Origin of the sequence: Nocardioides sp. (assembly GCF_051876515.1) — a bacterium.
In the GTDB taxonomy this organism is placed as follows: domain Bacteria; phylum Actinomycetota; class Actinomycetes; order Propionibacteriales; family Nocardioidaceae; genus Nocardioides.
Map to the genome: position 1 here is coordinate 1 of NZ_JBJEHY010000064.1, position 15553 is coordinate 15553.

19 protein-coding genes and 1 pseudogene are annotated in these 15553 nt (G+C 70.7%); 10 read left to right on the forward strand and 10 right to left on the reverse strand.

The features are described 5' to 3' along the window. Positions 1–876 (forward strand): alkaline phosphatase family protein (locus tag ACI379_RS04100; protein WP_439790792.1); only part of this gene is annotated, 876 nt, incomplete at its 5' end. 30 nt (positions 877–906) lie between these two features. On the opposite strand, the gene ACI379_RS04105 is transcribed toward ACI379_RS04100, so the two are convergent. From ACI379_RS04105 to ACI379_RS04120, 4 genes are read right to left on the reverse strand one after another with little or no spacing between them, the layout of a single operon-like run. Further along, positions 907–1854 carry a PLP-dependent cysteine synthase family protein gene (locus tag ACI379_RS04105; RefSeq protein WP_439790793.1) on the reverse strand — a complete coding sequence of 316 codons (948 nt, stop codon included), beginning with the start codon at positions 1852–1854 and terminating at the stop codon, positions 907–909. A gap of 32 nt (positions 1855–1886) precedes the next feature. Then, on the reverse strand, positions 1887–2444 hold the full coding sequence (locus ACI379_RS04110) for an NYN domain-containing protein (protein ID WP_439790794.1): 558 nt from the start codon (positions 2442–2444) through the stop codon (positions 1887–1889). An 18-nt stretch (positions 2445–2462) separates the two neighbouring features. Continuing rightward, positions 2463–2738, reverse strand: a complete 276-nt coding sequence (locus tag ACI379_RS04115; RefSeq protein ID WP_439790795.1) for a MoaD/ThiS family protein — start codon at positions 2736–2738, stop codon at positions 2463–2465. A 22-nt stretch (positions 2739–2760) separates the two neighbouring features. Further along, positions 2761–3201: a Mov34/MPN/PAD-1 family protein gene (locus ACI379_RS04120; protein ID WP_439790796.1), complete on the reverse strand. Its 441-nt coding sequence runs from the start codon at positions 3199–3201 to the stop codon at positions 2761–2763. Positions 3202–3285: 84 nt separating this feature from the next. On the opposite strand from ACI379_RS04120, the gene ACI379_RS04125 reads away from it, so the two are divergent. Next, positions 3286–4536 carry an MFS transporter gene (locus tag ACI379_RS04125; RefSeq protein WP_439790798.1) on the forward strand — a complete coding sequence of 417 codons (1251 nt, stop codon included), beginning with the start codon at positions 3286–3288 and terminating at the stop codon, positions 4534–4536. 20 nt (positions 4537–4556) lie between these two features. Here the strand turns inward: ACI379_RS04125 and ACI379_RS04130 are convergent, their stop codons facing one another. After that, entirely contained in the window at positions 4557–5138 is a 582-nt protein-coding gene (locus ACI379_RS04130) for a DUF2017 domain-containing protein (RefSeq protein ID WP_439790799.1), read from the reverse strand. Beyond that, positions 5135–5374 carry an ATP-dependent Clp protease adapter ClpS gene (gene clpS, locus ACI379_RS04135; protein ID WP_439790812.1) on the reverse strand — a complete coding sequence of 80 codons (240 nt, stop codon included), beginning with the start codon at positions 5372–5374 and terminating at the stop codon, positions 5135–5137. The genes ACI379_RS04130 and clpS overlap by 4 nt, the downstream gene beginning before the upstream one ends. An 83-nt stretch (positions 5375–5457) precedes the next feature. On the opposite strand from clpS, the gene ACI379_RS04140 reads away from it, so the two are divergent. Further along, a complete protein-coding gene (locus ACI379_RS04140; RefSeq protein ID WP_439790801.1) occupies positions 5458–6747 on the forward strand; it encodes a nicotinate phosphoribosyltransferase in 1290 nt (429 codons plus the stop codon). A 158-nt stretch (positions 6748–6905) separates the two neighbouring features. Here the strand turns inward: ACI379_RS04140 and ACI379_RS04145 are convergent, their stop codons facing one another. Further along, a complete protein-coding gene (locus tag ACI379_RS04145; protein WP_439790802.1) occupies positions 6906–7490 on the reverse strand; it encodes a hypothetical protein in 585 nt (194 codons plus the stop codon). A 596-nt stretch (positions 7491–8086) separates the two neighbouring features. On the opposite strand from ACI379_RS04145, the gene ACI379_RS04150 reads away from it, so the two are divergent. From ACI379_RS04150 to ACI379_RS04160, 3 genes are all read left to right on the forward strand, one after another. Further along, the gene (locus ACI379_RS04150; RefSeq protein ID WP_439790803.1) at positions 8087–8662 is read left to right on the forward strand and encodes an isochorismatase family protein; all 576 of its coding nucleotides are present in this window, start codon (positions 8087–8089) and stop codon (positions 8660–8662) included. 69 nt (positions 8663–8731) lie between these two features. Continuing rightward, on the forward strand, positions 8732–9313 hold the full coding sequence (locus ACI379_RS04155; protein WP_439790804.1) for an ArsR/SmtB family transcription factor: 582 nt from the start codon (positions 8732–8734) through the stop codon (positions 9311–9313). Continuing rightward, positions 9310–10548 (forward strand): MFS transporter, encoded by a 1239-nt coding sequence (locus ACI379_RS04160; RefSeq protein ID WP_439790805.1) that lies wholly within the window; start codon positions 9310–9312, stop codon positions 10546–10548. The genes ACI379_RS04155 and ACI379_RS04160 overlap by 4 nt, the downstream gene beginning before the upstream one ends. Here ACI379_RS04160 and ACI379_RS04165 read toward each other — a convergent pair. Next, entirely contained in the window at positions 10499–11047 is a 549-nt protein-coding gene (locus tag ACI379_RS04165) for a DUF1697 domain-containing protein (protein ID WP_439790806.1), read from the reverse strand. The two genes, ACI379_RS04160 and ACI379_RS04165, sit on opposite strands and share 50 nt — an antisense overlap. A 41-nt stretch (positions 11048–11088) precedes the next feature. On the opposite strand from ACI379_RS04165, the gene ACI379_RS04170 reads away from it, so the two are divergent. Genes ACI379_RS04170 through ACI379_RS04180 form a run of 3 tightly spaced genes read left to right on the forward strand, consistent with a single transcriptional unit; the run spans position 11089 to position 13501 of the window. Continuing rightward, the gene (locus ACI379_RS04170) at positions 11089–11895 is read left to right on the forward strand and encodes a transporter substrate-binding domain-containing protein (protein WP_439790807.1); all 807 of its coding nucleotides are present in this window, start codon (positions 11089–11091) and stop codon (positions 11893–11895) included. 20 nt (positions 11896–11915) lie between these two features. Beyond that, entirely contained in the window at positions 11916–12731 is an 816-nt protein-coding gene (locus ACI379_RS04175) for an amino acid ABC transporter permease (protein WP_439790808.1), read from the forward strand. After that, a complete protein-coding gene (locus ACI379_RS04180; RefSeq protein ID WP_439790809.1) occupies positions 12728–13501 on the forward strand; it encodes an amino acid ABC transporter ATP-binding protein in 774 nt (257 codons plus the stop codon). The genes ACI379_RS04175 and ACI379_RS04180 overlap by 4 nt, the downstream gene beginning before the upstream one ends. Before the next feature lie 45 nt (positions 13502–13546). Here ACI379_RS04180 and ACI379_RS04185 read toward each other — a convergent pair whose 3' ends face one another. After that, positions 13547–14449 carry a LysR family transcriptional regulator ArgP gene (locus tag ACI379_RS04185; protein ID WP_439790810.1) on the reverse strand — a complete coding sequence of 301 codons (903 nt, stop codon included), beginning with the start codon at positions 14447–14449 and terminating at the stop codon, positions 13547–13549. A gap of 71 nt (positions 14450–14520) precedes the next feature. Between ACI379_RS04185 and ACI379_RS04190 the strand changes: the two genes are divergently transcribed. Further along, a complete protein-coding gene (locus ACI379_RS04190; RefSeq protein WP_439790811.1) occupies positions 14521–15120 on the forward strand; it encodes a LysE/ArgO family amino acid transporter in 600 nt (199 codons plus the stop codon). Between the two features lie 176 nt (positions 15121–15296). Here ACI379_RS04190 and ACI379_RS04195 read toward each other — a convergent pair. Next, a pseudogene (locus ACI379_RS04195) lies at positions 15297–15553 on the reverse strand (4-hydroxyphenylpyruvate dioxygenase); the annotation flags it as partial.

Below are 15553 nucleotides of genomic sequence, written 5' to 3' on the forward strand. Positions count from 1 at the left end.
GGCCTCAACCCGAGGGCTCTGCGTCGGCTGGGCCGCAAGGCGACGCCGCACCTGCACCGGTTCGTGAGCCGCGGGGCCTCGACCCTCAACGCCCGCACCTCGCGCGAGTCCACGGCGACGCTGCCCAACCACACCGGGATGGTCACCGGGCGCCGCGTCGACGCCGCCCACGGCGGTCACGGGGTGGACTGGAACGACGAGCGCACCAGCCCGGCCACGGTGCAGGAGGCGGCCGGGCACCCGGTGTCGTCCGTCTTCGCGGAGGTCGACGCGGCGGGCGGCAGCACGGCCCTGTTCGCGGGCAAGGAGAAGTTCCGGCTGTGGGCGCGCTCGTGGCCGGACGCGATCGACCGTACGACGGTGCGCAGCGACAACGACCGCCTGGTGCGCGCGTTCGTCAACGACCTCGGCACCGACCGGGCGCTGCGTTTCCTGCACCTCTCGGCGCCCGACCTGGCCGGCCACCACGACGGCTTCATGACGGCGTCGTACCTGCGGGCCGTGCGGCGCACCGACGCGCGGATCGGCCGGGTCGTCCGGGCGCTGAAGGAGCAGCGGGACGTGTGGAGCTCCACCACCGTCCTCCTCACCTCCGACCACGGTGGCGCGCGCGAGCAGCACTACCGGGCCGGGGACCTGCAGAACTACCGGGTGATGTTCGCCGCGCGCGGGCCGGCGGTGGCTGCCGGCAAGGACCTGTACGACCTCAACCCGCAACGCCGCGACCCCGGCCGCTCCCGGACCACGTACGACGCCGAGCGCCAGCCGGTGCGCAACGGGGACGTCGCCAACCTGGCCTTGTCGCTGCTGGGGCTCGGTCCCGTGCCCGACAGCGCGTTCGGGTTCTCGCAGGACCTGGTCGTCACCGCGCCCTGAGCGACCCGCGGGGCGCGGCGGGACCGGGGCTCAGGCCCAGAGCTGCCCGTCGAGGCGCTCCTCGGCCTCGTCGATGGTGCCCTCGTACGCGCCGGTGGAGAGGTACTTCCAGCCGCCGTCGGCGATCACGAACGCGATGTCGGCCGACTCGCCGGCCTTGACCGCCTTGGCCGCCTGGCCGAGCGCGGCGTGCAGGATCGCGCCGGTCGAGATGCCCGCGAAGATGCCCTCGAGCTCGAGGAGCTCACGGACGCGGCGCACGGCGTCGCGGGGACCCACCGAGAAGCGGGTGTCGATCAGCTCGGCCTCGTACAGCTCAGGGACGAACCCCTCGTCGAGGTTGCGCAGGCCGTACACGAGCTCGCCGTAGCGCGGCTCGGCGGCGACGATGCGCACGTCCGGCTTGGCGGAGCGGAAGAAGCGGGAGACGCCCATCAGCGTGCCGGTGGTGCCCAGACCCGCGACGAAGTGGGTGATCTCGGGCAGGTCGGCGAGCAGCTCGGGGCCGGTGCCCTGCTCGTGCGCGAGCGCGTTGGCGGGGTTGCCGTACTGGTAGAGCATCACCCAGTCGGGGTGCTCCGCCGCGAGCTTCTTGGCGACGCGGACGGCCTCGTTGGAGCCGCCGGCCGCGGGCGAGGAGACGATCTCAGCGCCCCACATGCGCAGCAGCTGGCGGCGCTCGGCGGAGGTGTTCTCCGGCATCACGCACACGATCCGGTAGCCCTTGAGCTTGGCCGCCATCGCCAGGGAGATGCCGGTGTTGCCCGAGGTCGGCTCGAGGATCGTGCAGCCGGGCCGCAGGGTGCCGTCGGCCTCCGCGACCTCGATCATCTTCAGCGCCGGGCGGTCCTTGATCGAACCCGTGGGGTTGCGGTCCTCCAGCTTGGCCCACAGCCGCACCTCGGGGCTGGGCGACAGCCTCGGCAGACCCACCAGCGGCGTGTTGCCGACGGAGGAGAGGAGGTTGTCGAAGCGCATGGGGCGAGGTGCCTTTCGTACGGTCGGGTGGGTCAGAGCAGGAAGCGCTCGGGGTCGAACTCGGCCAGCGGGATGATCCGTACGCGCGGCAGCGGCATCGTGAACGCGGCGACGTCGTCCTCGAGGTCGTACACGCCGCAGCCGGTGGCGACGAGGTGCGAGCTCATGAACTCGCGGAAGCCGATCACGCCCACCTTGCGGCGGGGTCCGACCAGGCGCTCGACGTGCTCGGCGAAGTCCGCGTCGTGGCTGATCAGCAGGACGTCGGCGTCGTCGTGGGCGACGAGCGCGTCCAGGGTCCGCTGGACACCGATGTCGACGACCTTCTCGTCGCCCTCGCCGGCCAGCGGGATCGGGCGGTAGTCCAGCGCGAGGAGCGCCTGGACGAACGCCGTCGGCATGCTGCCGCTGCTGGCATTGAGGAAGAACAGGCCCGTGACCTGCTGCCCCCACAGCTGCTCGGCGAAGTGGGTGACCCGCTCCCAGCGGGGCCGCTCCTCGGGGGCCGGACGCCGCCCGAGGAGCGAGTTGCCGAGGGTGGCGTCGATGTTCTCGCCGTCGACGAGGACGTACGTGCGGCGCGCACCCATGGCTCGTGCTCCTCCGGCTCAGCAGCCGCCGGCGACGGCCGGCAGCACGACGACCTGGTCGCCGTCGGCGAGCGGGGCCTCGAGGCCGCCCATGAAGCGGACGTCCTCGTCGTTGATGTAGATGTTGACGAAGCGGCGCAGGTCGGCGCCGTCGAGCAGGCGGTCCTTGATGCCGGGGTGGTTGGTCTCGAGGTTCTCGATGAGACCGGCCAGGGTGCTGCCCTCGCCGTCGACGGCCTTGGCGCCGCCGGTGTACGTGCGCAGGATGGTGGGGATCCGGACCTCGATGGCCATCTGGGGCTTCTCCTCGGGTGTTTCAGTGGGTGGTGGCGGGCAGCTCGGGGACGACGGTGACCTCTTCCTCGGTCACCTCGCCGTCCACGATCCGATAGGACCTGAACTCGACAGGGCCCTCGTTATTCCCGTGCTCGCGTGTGCTGACCAGCACGTAGTGCGCGTTGGGCTCGCCCGCCAGACCGATGTCGGTCCGGCTCGGGTAGGCCTCGGTCGCGGTGTGCGAGTGGTAGACGATGACCGGCTCCTCGTCGCGCGCGTCCATCTCCTTGTAGAGCTGGAGCAGCTCGGTGGAGTCGAACTCGTAGAACGTGGGGCTGCCGGCGGCGTTGACCATCGGGATGAAGCGCTCGGGGCGGTCACTCCCCTCGGGACCGGCGACGACGCCGCAGGCCTCGTCCGGGTGGTCCCGCTTGGCGTGGGCGATGATGGCGTCACGCGTCGCCTCGTCGATGGTCAGCACGCGCCCAAGCGTACGTGGGGGCGCTGGCTTGACTCGCATCGTCTCAACGGATAAATCTTGACGTCAAGATATCTAGGAGCCTGTGTGACCGCCAGTTCGACCGAACCCCTGACCCACCGCGGGCTGCCCCGCGACACCAACCTCCGGGTCCTCGCGGCCGGCACGTTCGCCAGCAGGTTCGGCTCCGGGGCCGTCATGGTCACCAGCGCGCTCTACTTCACCCGGCAGGTCGGCCTCTCCCCCGCCCACGTCGCCACCGCCCTGTCGATCGCGGGCATCGTGGGCCTGCTGGTCCAGGTCCCCGCGGGTCACCTCGGCGACACCCGCGGGCCGCGCGAGGTGATGGCCGTGCTGATGGCCGGGGCCGCGCTCTTCGCGTCCCCGCCCGCACTGGCCACCACTCCGCTGGCCCTCGCGATCACGCTCGGGCTGCTCGCAGCCTTCGAGCGCTCCGCGATGGCAGTACGTGCGGGGCTCATCGCCCAGGTCGCCACCGGGGGTCGCGGCGTGCTGTTCAAGGCGTACCTGCGTGCCGTCACCAACGTGGCGATCGGCCTCGGGTCCGTCGCCGGCGGCGCCGCCCTGCTCATCGACGAGAAGTGGGCCTACGTCAGCGTGTTCGCCCTCAACGCGGTCTTCACCGCGCTCTCCGCGGCCGTCACGATGCGGATGGAGCACGTGCCGCCGCACCCGGTCGCCGAGGGCGAGCCCCGGCTGGCGGTCGTACGCGACCTGCCCTTCCTCGTCCTCACCGTCCTCACCGGGTTCTTCTCGCTGCACTTCCTGGTCATGGACCTCGGCCTGGCGCTGTACATCGCCGCCCGCACCGAGGCCCCGACGGTCATGGTGGCCGTCATCCTCATCCTCAACACCGCCGCCGTCGCAGCCCTGCAGGTGCGCCTGTCCAAGCGCAGCGACACGGTGATGAGCAGTGCCGGACAACTGATCGCCGGAGGCCTGTTCATCGCTGTCGGCTTCGCGTTCACGGCCCTCGCCAGCCAGGTCGGGGCCGCGCTGGCGGTGGTCGCCCTCCTGGTCGGCGCCAGCATCCACGTGATCGGCGAGATGATCGGCTCCGGGGGCCAGTGGGGCGTCCAGATGGGGCTGGCTCCCCACGAGCGGCAGGGGCAGTACCAGGGCTTCGCGGGGCTCAGCTGGAGCGTGCTGGAGATCCTCGGGCCGCCACTGGTCGTCTACATGTGCGTGGACCTGGGAGGACCCGGCTGGCTGCTGATGGGGGCGGCGACCGTGGCGGTGGCGCTCCTGTGCGTGCCCGTCTGCCGGTGGGCGCTGGCGACCCGCGAGCGGTACGGGGTCGTCAACTACTCCGGCTGAGCCGGTTCACTCCGTACGAGTCACTCCGACAGCGCGGCGACCAGGGTCTCCTGGAGGTAGCCGATCCACTCGTAGATGTCGTGCGCCTGGGCGCGCGGGTCCTCGTCGGGCAGCGAGTGCCAGTACTCCTCGTCGTCGTCCTCGACCCCCAGCCGTACGGCGAGCGCCAGCCGGATGTCGGTGAAGGAGCGCAGCCACGTCATGGCCGTCGGCTCGTCGAGCTCGACGTCGATCATGATCTGGTCGTCGCCGAGCTCGAACGGCAGCCCGGCGTCCTCGAGGGTGTCGATGACCAGGGCCGCGGCGTCCGCCTTGGCGTCGCGCAGCGTGCCCTCGGTGAAGCGCCGGAAGTCGGCCGCCGCGTCCGGGTCGTGCTGGTAGGCCGTCGGGAAGAGCCGCGCCAGCACCGGGTCATCCGGCTCCGTCGTGGGACCGGAGAAGTCCATGAGCGCCTCGAACGGGTCCTGGTCGACCTGCGCGGCGCGCTCGTTGCGCAGCAGCTCGACCAGCTGGGAGGCCAGCGAGCGCAGCAGGTCGGCCTCGAAGCCGGTGAAGTCGGAGATGACGCGGCCGGAGCCGGTGTGCCGTACGAAACCGGTCACGACGCCTTCTCCATGGTCGCCCACAGGCCGTACTCGTGCATCGCCTGGACGTCGCGCTCCATCTCCTCGCGCGAACCCGTCGAGACCACCGACTTGCCGTCGTGGTGGACCTCCCACATCAGCTTCTCGGCCTTGGCCTTGTCGTAGCCGAAGTACTTCTGGAAGACGAACGTCACGTACGACATCAGGTTGACCGGGTCGTTCCACACGATCGTGACCCACGGGGTCGAACGCATGAGGACCTCATCGGCCACGAGATCGGGTTCGACCTCGATCGGACTGGGGGCTGACACGGCTCCATCGTGGCACAGTACGGATCGTGAACCCGTCAACGGCGCTGCTCACCGACCACTACGAACTGACCATGGTGCAGGCTGCCCGGCAGTCCGGCACCGCGGACCGGCGCTCGGTGTTCGAGCTGTTCCCCCGCCGCCTCCCCGAGGGCCGGCGCTACGGCGTCGTGGCCGGCGTGGGCCGGGCGCTGGACGCGATCGAGGCGTTCCGGTTCGACGACGCTGCGCTCGCGACGCTGCGCGACGTGGTGGACGCGGACACCCTGGACTGGCTCGCCGGGTACCGCTTCAGCGGCGACGTGTGGGGCTACACGGAGGGCGAGACGTACTTCCCGTACTCGCCGCTGCTCGTCGTGGAGGGCACCTTCGCCGAGGCGGTGCTGCTGGAGACGGTGCTGCTCTCGATCTACAACCACGACTCCGCCATCGCGTCGGCCGCCTCCCGGATGACCACCGCCGCCGGCGGACGGCCCTGCATCGAGATGGGCTCGCGGCGTACGCACGAGGAGGCCGCCGTGGCGGCGGCCCGGGCGGCGTACGTCGCCGGCTTCGACACCACCTCCAACCTGATGGCCCGCCAGCGCTACGGCGTGCCCACCGCCGGCACGTCGGCGCACTCGTTCACCCTCCTCCACGACACCGAGGCGGACGCGTTCCGGGCCCAGGTCGCGGCGCAGGGCGTCGGCACTTCGCTGCTCGTCGACACCTACGACGTCACCGAGGCGGTCCGCCTGGGCATCGAGGTCGCGGGCACCGACCTGGGGGCCGTACGCCTCGACTCCGGCGACCTCGGCGTCGTCGCGCGCGAGGTGCGCGACCAGCTCGACGACCTCGGGGCAACGGGCACCAAGATCATCGTCACCTCCGACCTCGACGAGTACGCCATCGCCGCGCTGGCCGCCGCACCCGTCGACGGGTACGGGGTCGGCACCCAGCTCGTCACCGGGTCGGGCCACCCCACCTGCGGCTTCGTCTACAAGCTGGTCGCGCGCGAGGGCGACGATGGCGAGATGGTCTCGGTGGCCAAGAAGGCCAAGGACAAGATCTCCGTCGGCGGCCGCAAGTACGCGCTGCGCCGCCTCTCCTCGCGCGGCGTCGCGCAGGCCGAGGTCGTCGGCATCGGCGAGCCGCCCGCCAACGACGGCAACGACCGCCCCCTGCTGGTGCCGCTGGTCCGCGACGGCGAGATCGTGGGCCGCGAGTCCCTCGACGCGTCCCGCGAACGCCACCGCACCTCCCTGGCCGAGCTCCCCCGCTCGGTGCAGATGATGTCCGCCGGGGAGCCGGTGATCCCGACGGAGCACGTCGGGGGCTGAGGGTCCACCCCTCCCACCGACCCCGAATCGGGTCACCTGACCCAATTTGGGGTCACTCGGAGGGGACGCCGCCCAGTTGGGGTCACTGGGAGAGGTATGCGCGCCCAGAAGGCCTCTCCCAGTGACCCCAACTCGGAGGGCGTTCACGCAGGTCCACGTCATCGCATCAACCGCTTGGCCAGCGCCTCGCGGCCCTGCGGGGTGAACGCCGACTGGCGGAGCAGGTCGTTCCACTCCCGTACGCGGCGCGGGTCGTGCGTACGTCCCAGCGCGCGGTCCACGTCCTCGAGGATGGACAACGGGCGGTGCAACAGGTCCCCACTGGTGTACCCGTGGCGGATCCACCCCGCCGCTGCCAACCGCCGGTCCCGGCGGAGGTCCGCCGCGTGCTGCAAGGGTTCCCTGTGCATCCCGCCGTCGAACTCAGGGAGGCGTTGCGTACCGACCAGCCACAGGTCGGACCGGGCGATCACCCGGCCGAACTCGTCCCGCACGACGTACTGGGGCACGACCTCCGCGTCGACGACCGTGTGGAAGTGCCGCAGCAGCACCTCCCAGATCGACTCCGCCCTCCAGTCCGAGTACGGCACCACACGCCGCAGGGCTGCTGACCCCCACAGACCCGAGGGATTGAGCTCAGGCTGCCAGGCACCGCTGCTCCTCGCGGCGTCGATGAGGCACAGGAGGTCGAGCTCGCCGAGGTCCCGGGCACACCGCGCGAGCGTCGCAGCGGGTGGCTCCACCGGGAGACCTCCCACCATCTCCGCGACCACAGGGCCCCGGCTCCGGTAGACCCTCAGCCCCTCACGGCGCACACGCACCGAGTGCGGTACCGCGACGGTCACCGGAAGGCCCTCGGGGAACGGCGGCAGCCACCACCCCCGTACGCGCGCCGCCGTGAGGTGCGTGAGCGCCGCAGGCTCGGGCAGTGCCCGGAGCCATGCACTCAGTTGCTCCCCTTCCGACGCATCGAGGGGCGTACGAACGCCCTGCGTCACCGAACGCCACCCGACGGGCACGTACTGCCCCCGCCGGCTCAGAAGCATCTGTTCACCTGTCATGGCGCCTGCCGTACCCGCGAGCCCCACGTCGTACCGCCCTGGTGGAGCCTGTGGACACCGAGCTCGACCGCCGCGGCCTGTGGACAGTTGGCGGCCGCGCCCGTGTCGCCCAGTTGGGGTCACTCGGAGACACGTTCGCGGGTCCAGAACCTCTCCCATCGACCCCAAATCACGGTGCGCGAGCCGATACCTCTCCCGGTGACCCCAAATTGGGTCAGGTGACCCAATTTGGGGTCAGTGGGAGCGGCCCCACCAACCCGCGGGACTACGCTCGACCCATGACGCGCGCACTGATCGTCGTGGACGTGCAGAACGACTTCTGCGAGGGCGGCTCGCTGCCCGTGACGGGTGGGGCGCGGGTGGCGTCCGACATCGGCGGGCTGCTGCACGAGTGGTCGCAGCAGGAGGCGGCGCAGCGGGTGTACGCGCACGTCGTCGCGACGAAGGACCACCACCTCGACCCGGGCGACCACTGGGCGGCCAAGCCGGACTTCGCGGCGTCGTGGCCGGTGCACTGCAAGGTGGGGACGGAGGGTGAGGCGTTCCACCCCAACCTGGACCCCCAGCCGTTCGACGCGGTGTTCCTCAAGGGCGCCCACTCGGCGGCGTACTCCGGGTTCGAGGGTTCCACCGCCGACGGCGAGACGCTGGTGGCGTGGCTGCGCGAGCGCGGGGTCGAGGCGGTGGACGTGTGCGGGCTGGCGACCGACCACTGCGTACGGGCGACCGCCCTCGACGCGGCCGCACACGGTTTCGAGACCCGGGTGCTCACCCACCTCAGCGCCGGCGTCGCGCCGACCACCACGGAGGCCGCGCTCTCCGAGATGGCCGCCGCCGGCATCGAGATCGACTGACCCTCAAAGAACTGTTTGACAGTCAGCCCTCTCCGGGAGCAGACTCTCCAATGAACATTGGAGAGTCACATGAGCGAACCCACCCCCGTCTCGGCCCTGCGGGCCACCGCCCACCCGCTGCGGCTGCGGATGCTCAGCCTGCTGACCAACAACCGCCTCAGCGCCTCCGACCTGGCCCGCGAGCTGGGCACCACGACCGCCAACGCCTCGTACCACCTGCGCTTCCTGGCGAGGGCGGGCCTCGTAGTCGAGGACGGCGAGACCCGGATCCGCGGAGGCGTCGCCAAGCTCTACACCCACCCGTGGGAGGCCAGCGTCGCGTCCGGCGACTCCACCGCGGAGGACCGCGCGGCGTACATGCGCCTCGTGGCCCAGGAACTGGTCCGCCGCTCCGAGCTCCGTGACGAGAACCTCCCGATGTACGCGGCCGACGCCGAGCTGTGGGTGAGCGAGGAGGTCCGCGACGAGGTCTCCGACCTGCTGACCCGCGCCGCCCACCTGCTCCACGAACGCGCCGGCGCCCCGCGCGCCCCCGGCGCCGTCCCGGTCAGCCTCACGAGCGTGCTGTTCACGATGGACCCAGCCCGCACCACCGAGGGAACCTCGGCCCGGGAGCAGGACCCGGCACAGGACGAGGAGCAGGACCGATGACCTGGCGCGGCTCCCTGGCCCCGCTGGCCGAGCACAACTTCCGCTGGTACGCCGTCGCCCGCACGGTCAACCTGCTGGGCTCCACGATGGGCTCGGTCGCGCTGGCGTTCGCGGTCCTCGAGATCAGCGACTCCCCCACCGCACTCGGGACCGTCCTCGCCGCGCACAGCATCCCGCTGGTCGTCTTCCTGCTCGCCGGAGGCGTCATCGCCGACCGGTTCGGACGGACCCGGGTGATCCAGGTCTGCAACGTCACCGCCGGCACGAGCAACCTGGCGATCGCCGCACTCGTCCTGTCCGGCCACGCCCAGCTCTGGCAGGTCGTGGTCCTCACCGCCGTCAACGGCACCGCCGCCGCCGTCAGCTTCCCGGCACTGGCCAGCGTGCTCCCCCAGCTCGTCCCGCACGAGCACCTGCAGAGCGCCAACGCCCTCATGTCGATGCTGCGCAGCGGCCTCACCATCCTCGGCCCCACCGTTGCCGGCGTCCTGGTCGCCACGGTCGGCCCCGGCTGGGCGATCGGCATCGACGGCCTGACCTACCTGCTCTCCGCGCTGGCCCTGGGCGCCGTACGCCTGCCCGCCGCGGTCCGCAAGGAGTCCGCCTCCATGCTCGACGACCTCCGGGAGGGCTGGGGCTACGTACGGTCCACCCGGTGGCTGTGGTCCGTGGTCCTCGCGTTCTGCGCCATCTGCGCGCTGCACCAGGGCGGCTTCTTCACCCTCGGCCCGGTGATCGCCAAGAGCTCACCGTGGGGCGAGTCCGGGTGGGGCCTGGTGCTCTCCGCGGAGGCCGTCGGCCTGCTGGTCACCGGCCTGGTCATGCTGCGCCTGCGCCTCGAGCGCCCGCTGCTGTGGGGCATGGTCGGCACCGTCCTGTACTGCCTGCCGCTGGTCGTGCTGGGCCTGTACCCCGAGCTGCCCGTCCTGCTCGTCGCCGCGTTCGTGGCCGGCGTGGGCATCGAGGTGTTCGGCCTCGGCTGGACCCTCGCCATGCAGGAGCACGTACCTCCGGAGATGCTCTCGCGCGCCTTCTCGTACGACGCCCTGGGGTCGTTCGCGGCGATCCCCCTGGGTCAGCTGGCCGCGGGCCCGCTGGCAGCCGCGTTCGGGATCGACCACGTGGTCCTGGCCGCCGGCCTGGGCGTGGCGGCGATCGCGCTGGCCACGCTGGGCGTGCGCGACGTCAGGACGTTGGCCCGCACCACTTCTGAGCCAGTGTCCGCACCACGTTGAGGTTGCGGTTGGTCGCGACACCGAGAAGCTTGGCCGCGTTCAGCGGGTCCACCTTCCCGTCCTGGTAGCCCGGCCCGAGCAGGGCGTGCGCGGCCCGCCCCTCGACCACCATCTCCCCCACGTCGCTGCTCGTGGCCTCCACGGCGGCCACCACATCAGCGCTGGGCGCCTCCTTGAGCAGGTACACGTAGTGCCGTTCCAGCCCCGGACGTTCCTCGCTCAGCTCCACGGCGCGCCGCGCCAGGTCGGCGAACTCCCGCGCCTCGAAGGCGATGCAGGGCACCTCGAAACCGCGGTCCGCCAGGTACGCCGCCTCCAGCGCGCCCTCCACCGCCTCCCGATCACCGAGATCGGTGCTGAGCAGCACGTTGCCGGTGTTGATGTGCGTCGCGACCCCGGTGAAGCCGGCCGCCTGGGTGGCCGCGACGATCGCGTCCTTGGGGAACTTGCGGCGGGCGCCCAGGTTGATGGCCCGCAGGAAGACGAGAAACTGAGTCACGCGACACATTCTGGCAACAGGCAGGGATTAGGGTGCTCCTCATGATCATCCGCCCCCTTGCTGCGGGCCTCAGCGCCGCAGCCCTCGCCCTTGCCCTGACCGCCTGTGGTTCCGACTCGTCCGAGGACAAGAAGGACTCGAAGGCCGACGGCAGCACCGCGTCCGTCGCGACCATTGCCGACGGCAAGCTGACCGTCTGCTCGGACGTGCCCTACGCGCCGTTCGAGCAGGAGGATGCCTCCGCCCCGTCCGGCTTCTCCGGCTTCGACATCGACGTGATCCAGTACATCGCCGACGGCCTGGGCCTCGAGCTCTCCGTCGTGCCGACCGCCTTCGCGCCGATCCAGTCGGGCGCCGCGCTCAACGCCAGCCAGTGCGACGTGGCCGCCAGCGCGATCACGATCAACGAGGAGCGCAAGGCCAACCTCGACTTCACCGACGCCTACTTCGACTCCGAGCAGTCGCTGCTCGTCCCCGAGGGCTCCGACATCGCCTCCATCGCCGACCTCGACGGCGCCAAGGTCGGCGTCCAGGACGCCACCACCGGCCAGGCGTACGCCACCGACAACGCCAAGGGCGCCGAGATCGTCGCCTTCCCCGACGACGGCAAGATGTTCCAGGCCATCAAGTCCGGCGCCGTCGACGCGCTGCTGCAGGACCTCGGCGTCAACGCCCTGCACCAGACCGAGGGTGGCTTCACCATCGTCGAGACGTACGACACCGCCGAGCAGTACGGCTTCGCCATCAAGAAGGGCAACACCGAGCTTCTCGAGGCTGTCAACGAGCAGCTGGCTGAGATGCGCGAGTCCGGCGAGTACGACACCGTGCACGCGAAGTACTTCGGCTGACAGCACGAGGACAACAGCGCGTGAAGCGAGCGACGAAGCGCCGGCTGACCCACCTGACCCTGTACGGGGTCCTGGCGGGTCTGCTGGTGCTGGTGGTCATCAGTGCGGACTGGCCCGCGATCCGGGCCAACTTCTTCGCTGAGGAAGGCATCGGCCGGCCGTGGGCCGGCGAGTGGGGCACGTGGCCCGAGCTGATCAAGATCGGCGCGGTCAACACGGTCAAGTACACCGCGATCGCCTTCGTCGGCGGCCTGGCCCTGGCCACCGTCCTCGCTCTCATGCGGATCTCCCCGCTGGGCCCCTACCGGTGGATCGGCACCACGGTCGTGGAGTTCTTCCGCGGCCTGCCGGTCATCGTGGTGGTCCTCACCCTGGCGTTCGGGGTCCCGATCGCCTTCAGCTGGCAGTGGCCCGGCGGGACCATCCAAGCGGGCCTGATCGCCCTGATCCTGGTGGGCGGCGCCTACATGGCCGAGACCCTGCGCGCGGGCATCCAGGCGGTCCCGAAGGGACAGACCGAGGCCGCACGCTCGCTCGGCATGGGACCGACCCGCACCATGTTCACCATCGTCCTTCCGCAGGCGTTCAGGATCGTCGTCCCACCGCTGACCAACGAGTTCGTCCTCCTGCTGAAGGACACCTCGCTCCTGTTCGTGGCGGGCATGATGATCGACCAGCGCGAGCTGGCAACCATGGCCAACGCCATGACCGTCAGTGGCCCGACGGGCGGCACCTCCACCAGCTTCACCCAGGCCGCGATCCTGTACCTGATCATCACCCTGCCGCTGACCCAGCTCGTGGCGTGGATGGAACGACGACAGCAGAGGTCCCGATGAGCACCCCCGGTACGCCCGCCGTCCCCCAGCCTGTAGCCGGTGCCGCCGCCATCCGGGTGCGCGCCCTGCACAAGTCGTTCGGCAGGAACGAGGTGCTCAAGGGCATCGACTTCCACGTCGACCAGGGCCAGGTCGTCTGCGTGATCGGCCCCTCGGGGTCCGGCAAGTCGACCCTGCTGCGCTGCGTGAACCGGCTCGAGGAGCCCGACTCGGGCCAGATCATCGTCGAGGGCATCGACATCTGCGACCCCGAGACCGACCTGGACGCCGTACGCGCCCGCATCGGCATGGTGTTCCAGCAGTTCAACCTCTTCCCGCACATGACGGTGCTGCAGAACCTCGTGGTCGCGCAGCGCAAGGTCCTCAAGCGGTCGAAGGCCGAGGCCGTCGAGACGGCACGCGCCAACCTCGCCAAGGTGGGCCTGGCCGAGAAGGAGAAGGCGTTCCCCGGCCACCTGTCCGGCGGTCAGCAGCAGCGCGTGGCGATCGCCCGGGCGCTGTCGATGAACCCCGACATGATGCTCTTCGACGAGCCCACCTCCGCGCTCGACCCCGAGCTGGTCGGCGACGTGCTCGACGTCATGAAGACCCTGGCCTCCGAGGGCATGACGATGATGGTCGTCACCCACGAGATGGGCTTCGCCCGCGAGGTCGGCGACAAGCTCGTCTTCATGGACGGCGGCGTCATCGTCGAGGAGGGCGACCCGGTCGAGGTGCTCGCCAACCCGCGCCACGAGCGCACGCAGGCCTTCCTCTCCAAGGTGCTCTGAGCCTGGTCGGGCCCGTCGAGGTGTCGACGGGCCGGCCCCCACCCCTCAGCGCAGGCGCTCCCGGGCGGCCGAGACGACCGCCTCGGTGAGCTCCTCGACCACGCCCGAGCCGAGCTTCCAGTGCTGCCAGAAGAGCGGCACCTCCACCTTGCGCCCGGGGACCAGCTCGATCAGGCGGCCGTCGGCGATCTCGGCCTGTGCCTCGCGGTCGAGCAGGAGCCCCCAGCCCATGCCGAGCCGTACGGCGTGGTCGAACTCCCGCACCGAGGGCAGGTAGGAGACCGGCGGCGCCAGGTGCCGCCGGGTGATCCGGCGCATGAAGTCGTGCTGGAGGGTGTCGTGGCGGTCGAACGCCACGATCGGGGCCTGACCCAGCGTGGTCGCCGTGACGCCCGCCTCGAAGTGCTCGGCGAAGAAGTCGGGGTGGGCCACCGCCCGGTAGGCGGCGCGCCCCAGTCGTACGACCCGGCACCCCGGCACCGGCTGCGGCTCGGAGGTGATTGCGGCCATCACCTCACCGCGACGCAGCAGCTCGGCCGTACGGCTCTGGTCGTCGCGCACGACCTCGAACGTCACCCGGTGGCGACGCTGCACGGCTGCCAGGGCGTCGACGAACCACCGGAACAGCGCGTCCGCGTTGACCGCGATCGGCACCGAGCTCCACGTCCCCTCGTCGCCCTCCTCCAGCAGCTCGGCCACCGCCTCGGCCTCCAGCAGCTCCGTCTGACGGGCCAGCCGTATGAGCACGTGGCCCGCCTCGGTGGGCTCCAGCGGCTTCACCCGGTGCAGCAGCACCCGGCCCACCCGGGTCTCCAGCGCCTTGATCCGCTGGCTCACGGCCGACGGAGTGACGTGCAGCTCCCGCGCGGTGGCCTCGAAGGTGCCCAGCCTCACGGCGGTGGCCAACGTACGCAGTGCGACGGGGTCGATCTGAGTGACGTCTTTCATAATTAGACATCCTAATGATTCCTCAAGATCGTGCGCTGGATTGATGCCTCTTTTCTCCTTACATTTGAAGCATGTTCAGCGTTGTCCTCACCGGCCTGCTCACCGGCCTCGCCCTCATCGTCGCCATCGGCGCACAGAACGCCTTCCTGCTGCGACAGGGCATCCGCGGTGAACAGGTCCTGCCGATCGTGCTGACCTGCCTGGTCTCCGACGTGGTCGCGATCACCGCCGGCGTGCTGGGCTTCGGCGTGGTGCTGGAGCGCTGGCCCGGACTGCTCCCGGTCGCCCAGATGGTCGGCGGGCTGTACCTCATCGCCTTCGGCGTGCACGCCGCCATGCGCGCGTGGCGCCCCACCGCGATGGAGGCCGGCGAGGGCAAGGCCCTGACCTGGCAGCGGGCCATCCTGCTCACCCTCGCGCTGACCTGGCTCAACCCGCACTTCTACCTCGACGCGGTGCTGATGCTCGGCACCGTCGCCAACTCGTTCGGCGCCGACCGCTACTGGTTCCTGCTGGGCGCCCTGATCGCGAGCTCGACCTGGTTCTTCGCCCTGGGGTACGGCGCGCGCCTGCTTCGCGGCCTCTTCGCCCGCCCGCGGGCCTGGCGGGTGCTGGACTCGGCGATCGCCGTCATCATGGGCGGCCTGGGCATCGGACTGCTCACGCACTGATCCACGACGACGGGCGCGTCCCGGCCAACCGGCCGGGGCGCGCCCGTAGTGTTCTCCCATGCCGTGCGACTACTGCGGACGAGAGTTCGACCCCATCGCCACCCGCTGGTTGTGTCCGCACTGCCACATGAAGGCGAACTGCTGCGACGGCGCCCCGCTCCCGGACGCCTGAGACCTCACAGGTTGCCGCGGCGGTCCTGCTCACGCTCGATCGCCTCGAAGAGGGCCTTGAAGTTGCCCTTGCCGAAGCCCAGCGAGCCGTGCCGCTCGATGAACTCGTAGAAGACCGTGGGGCGGTCCCCCACCGGCTTGGTGAAGATCTGCAGCAGGTAGCCGTCCTCGTCGCGGTCGACCAGGATGCGCCGCTTCTTCAGCTCTTCGATCGGCACGCGCACCTCGCCGATGCGGGCGCGCAGCTCCGGGTCGTCGTAGT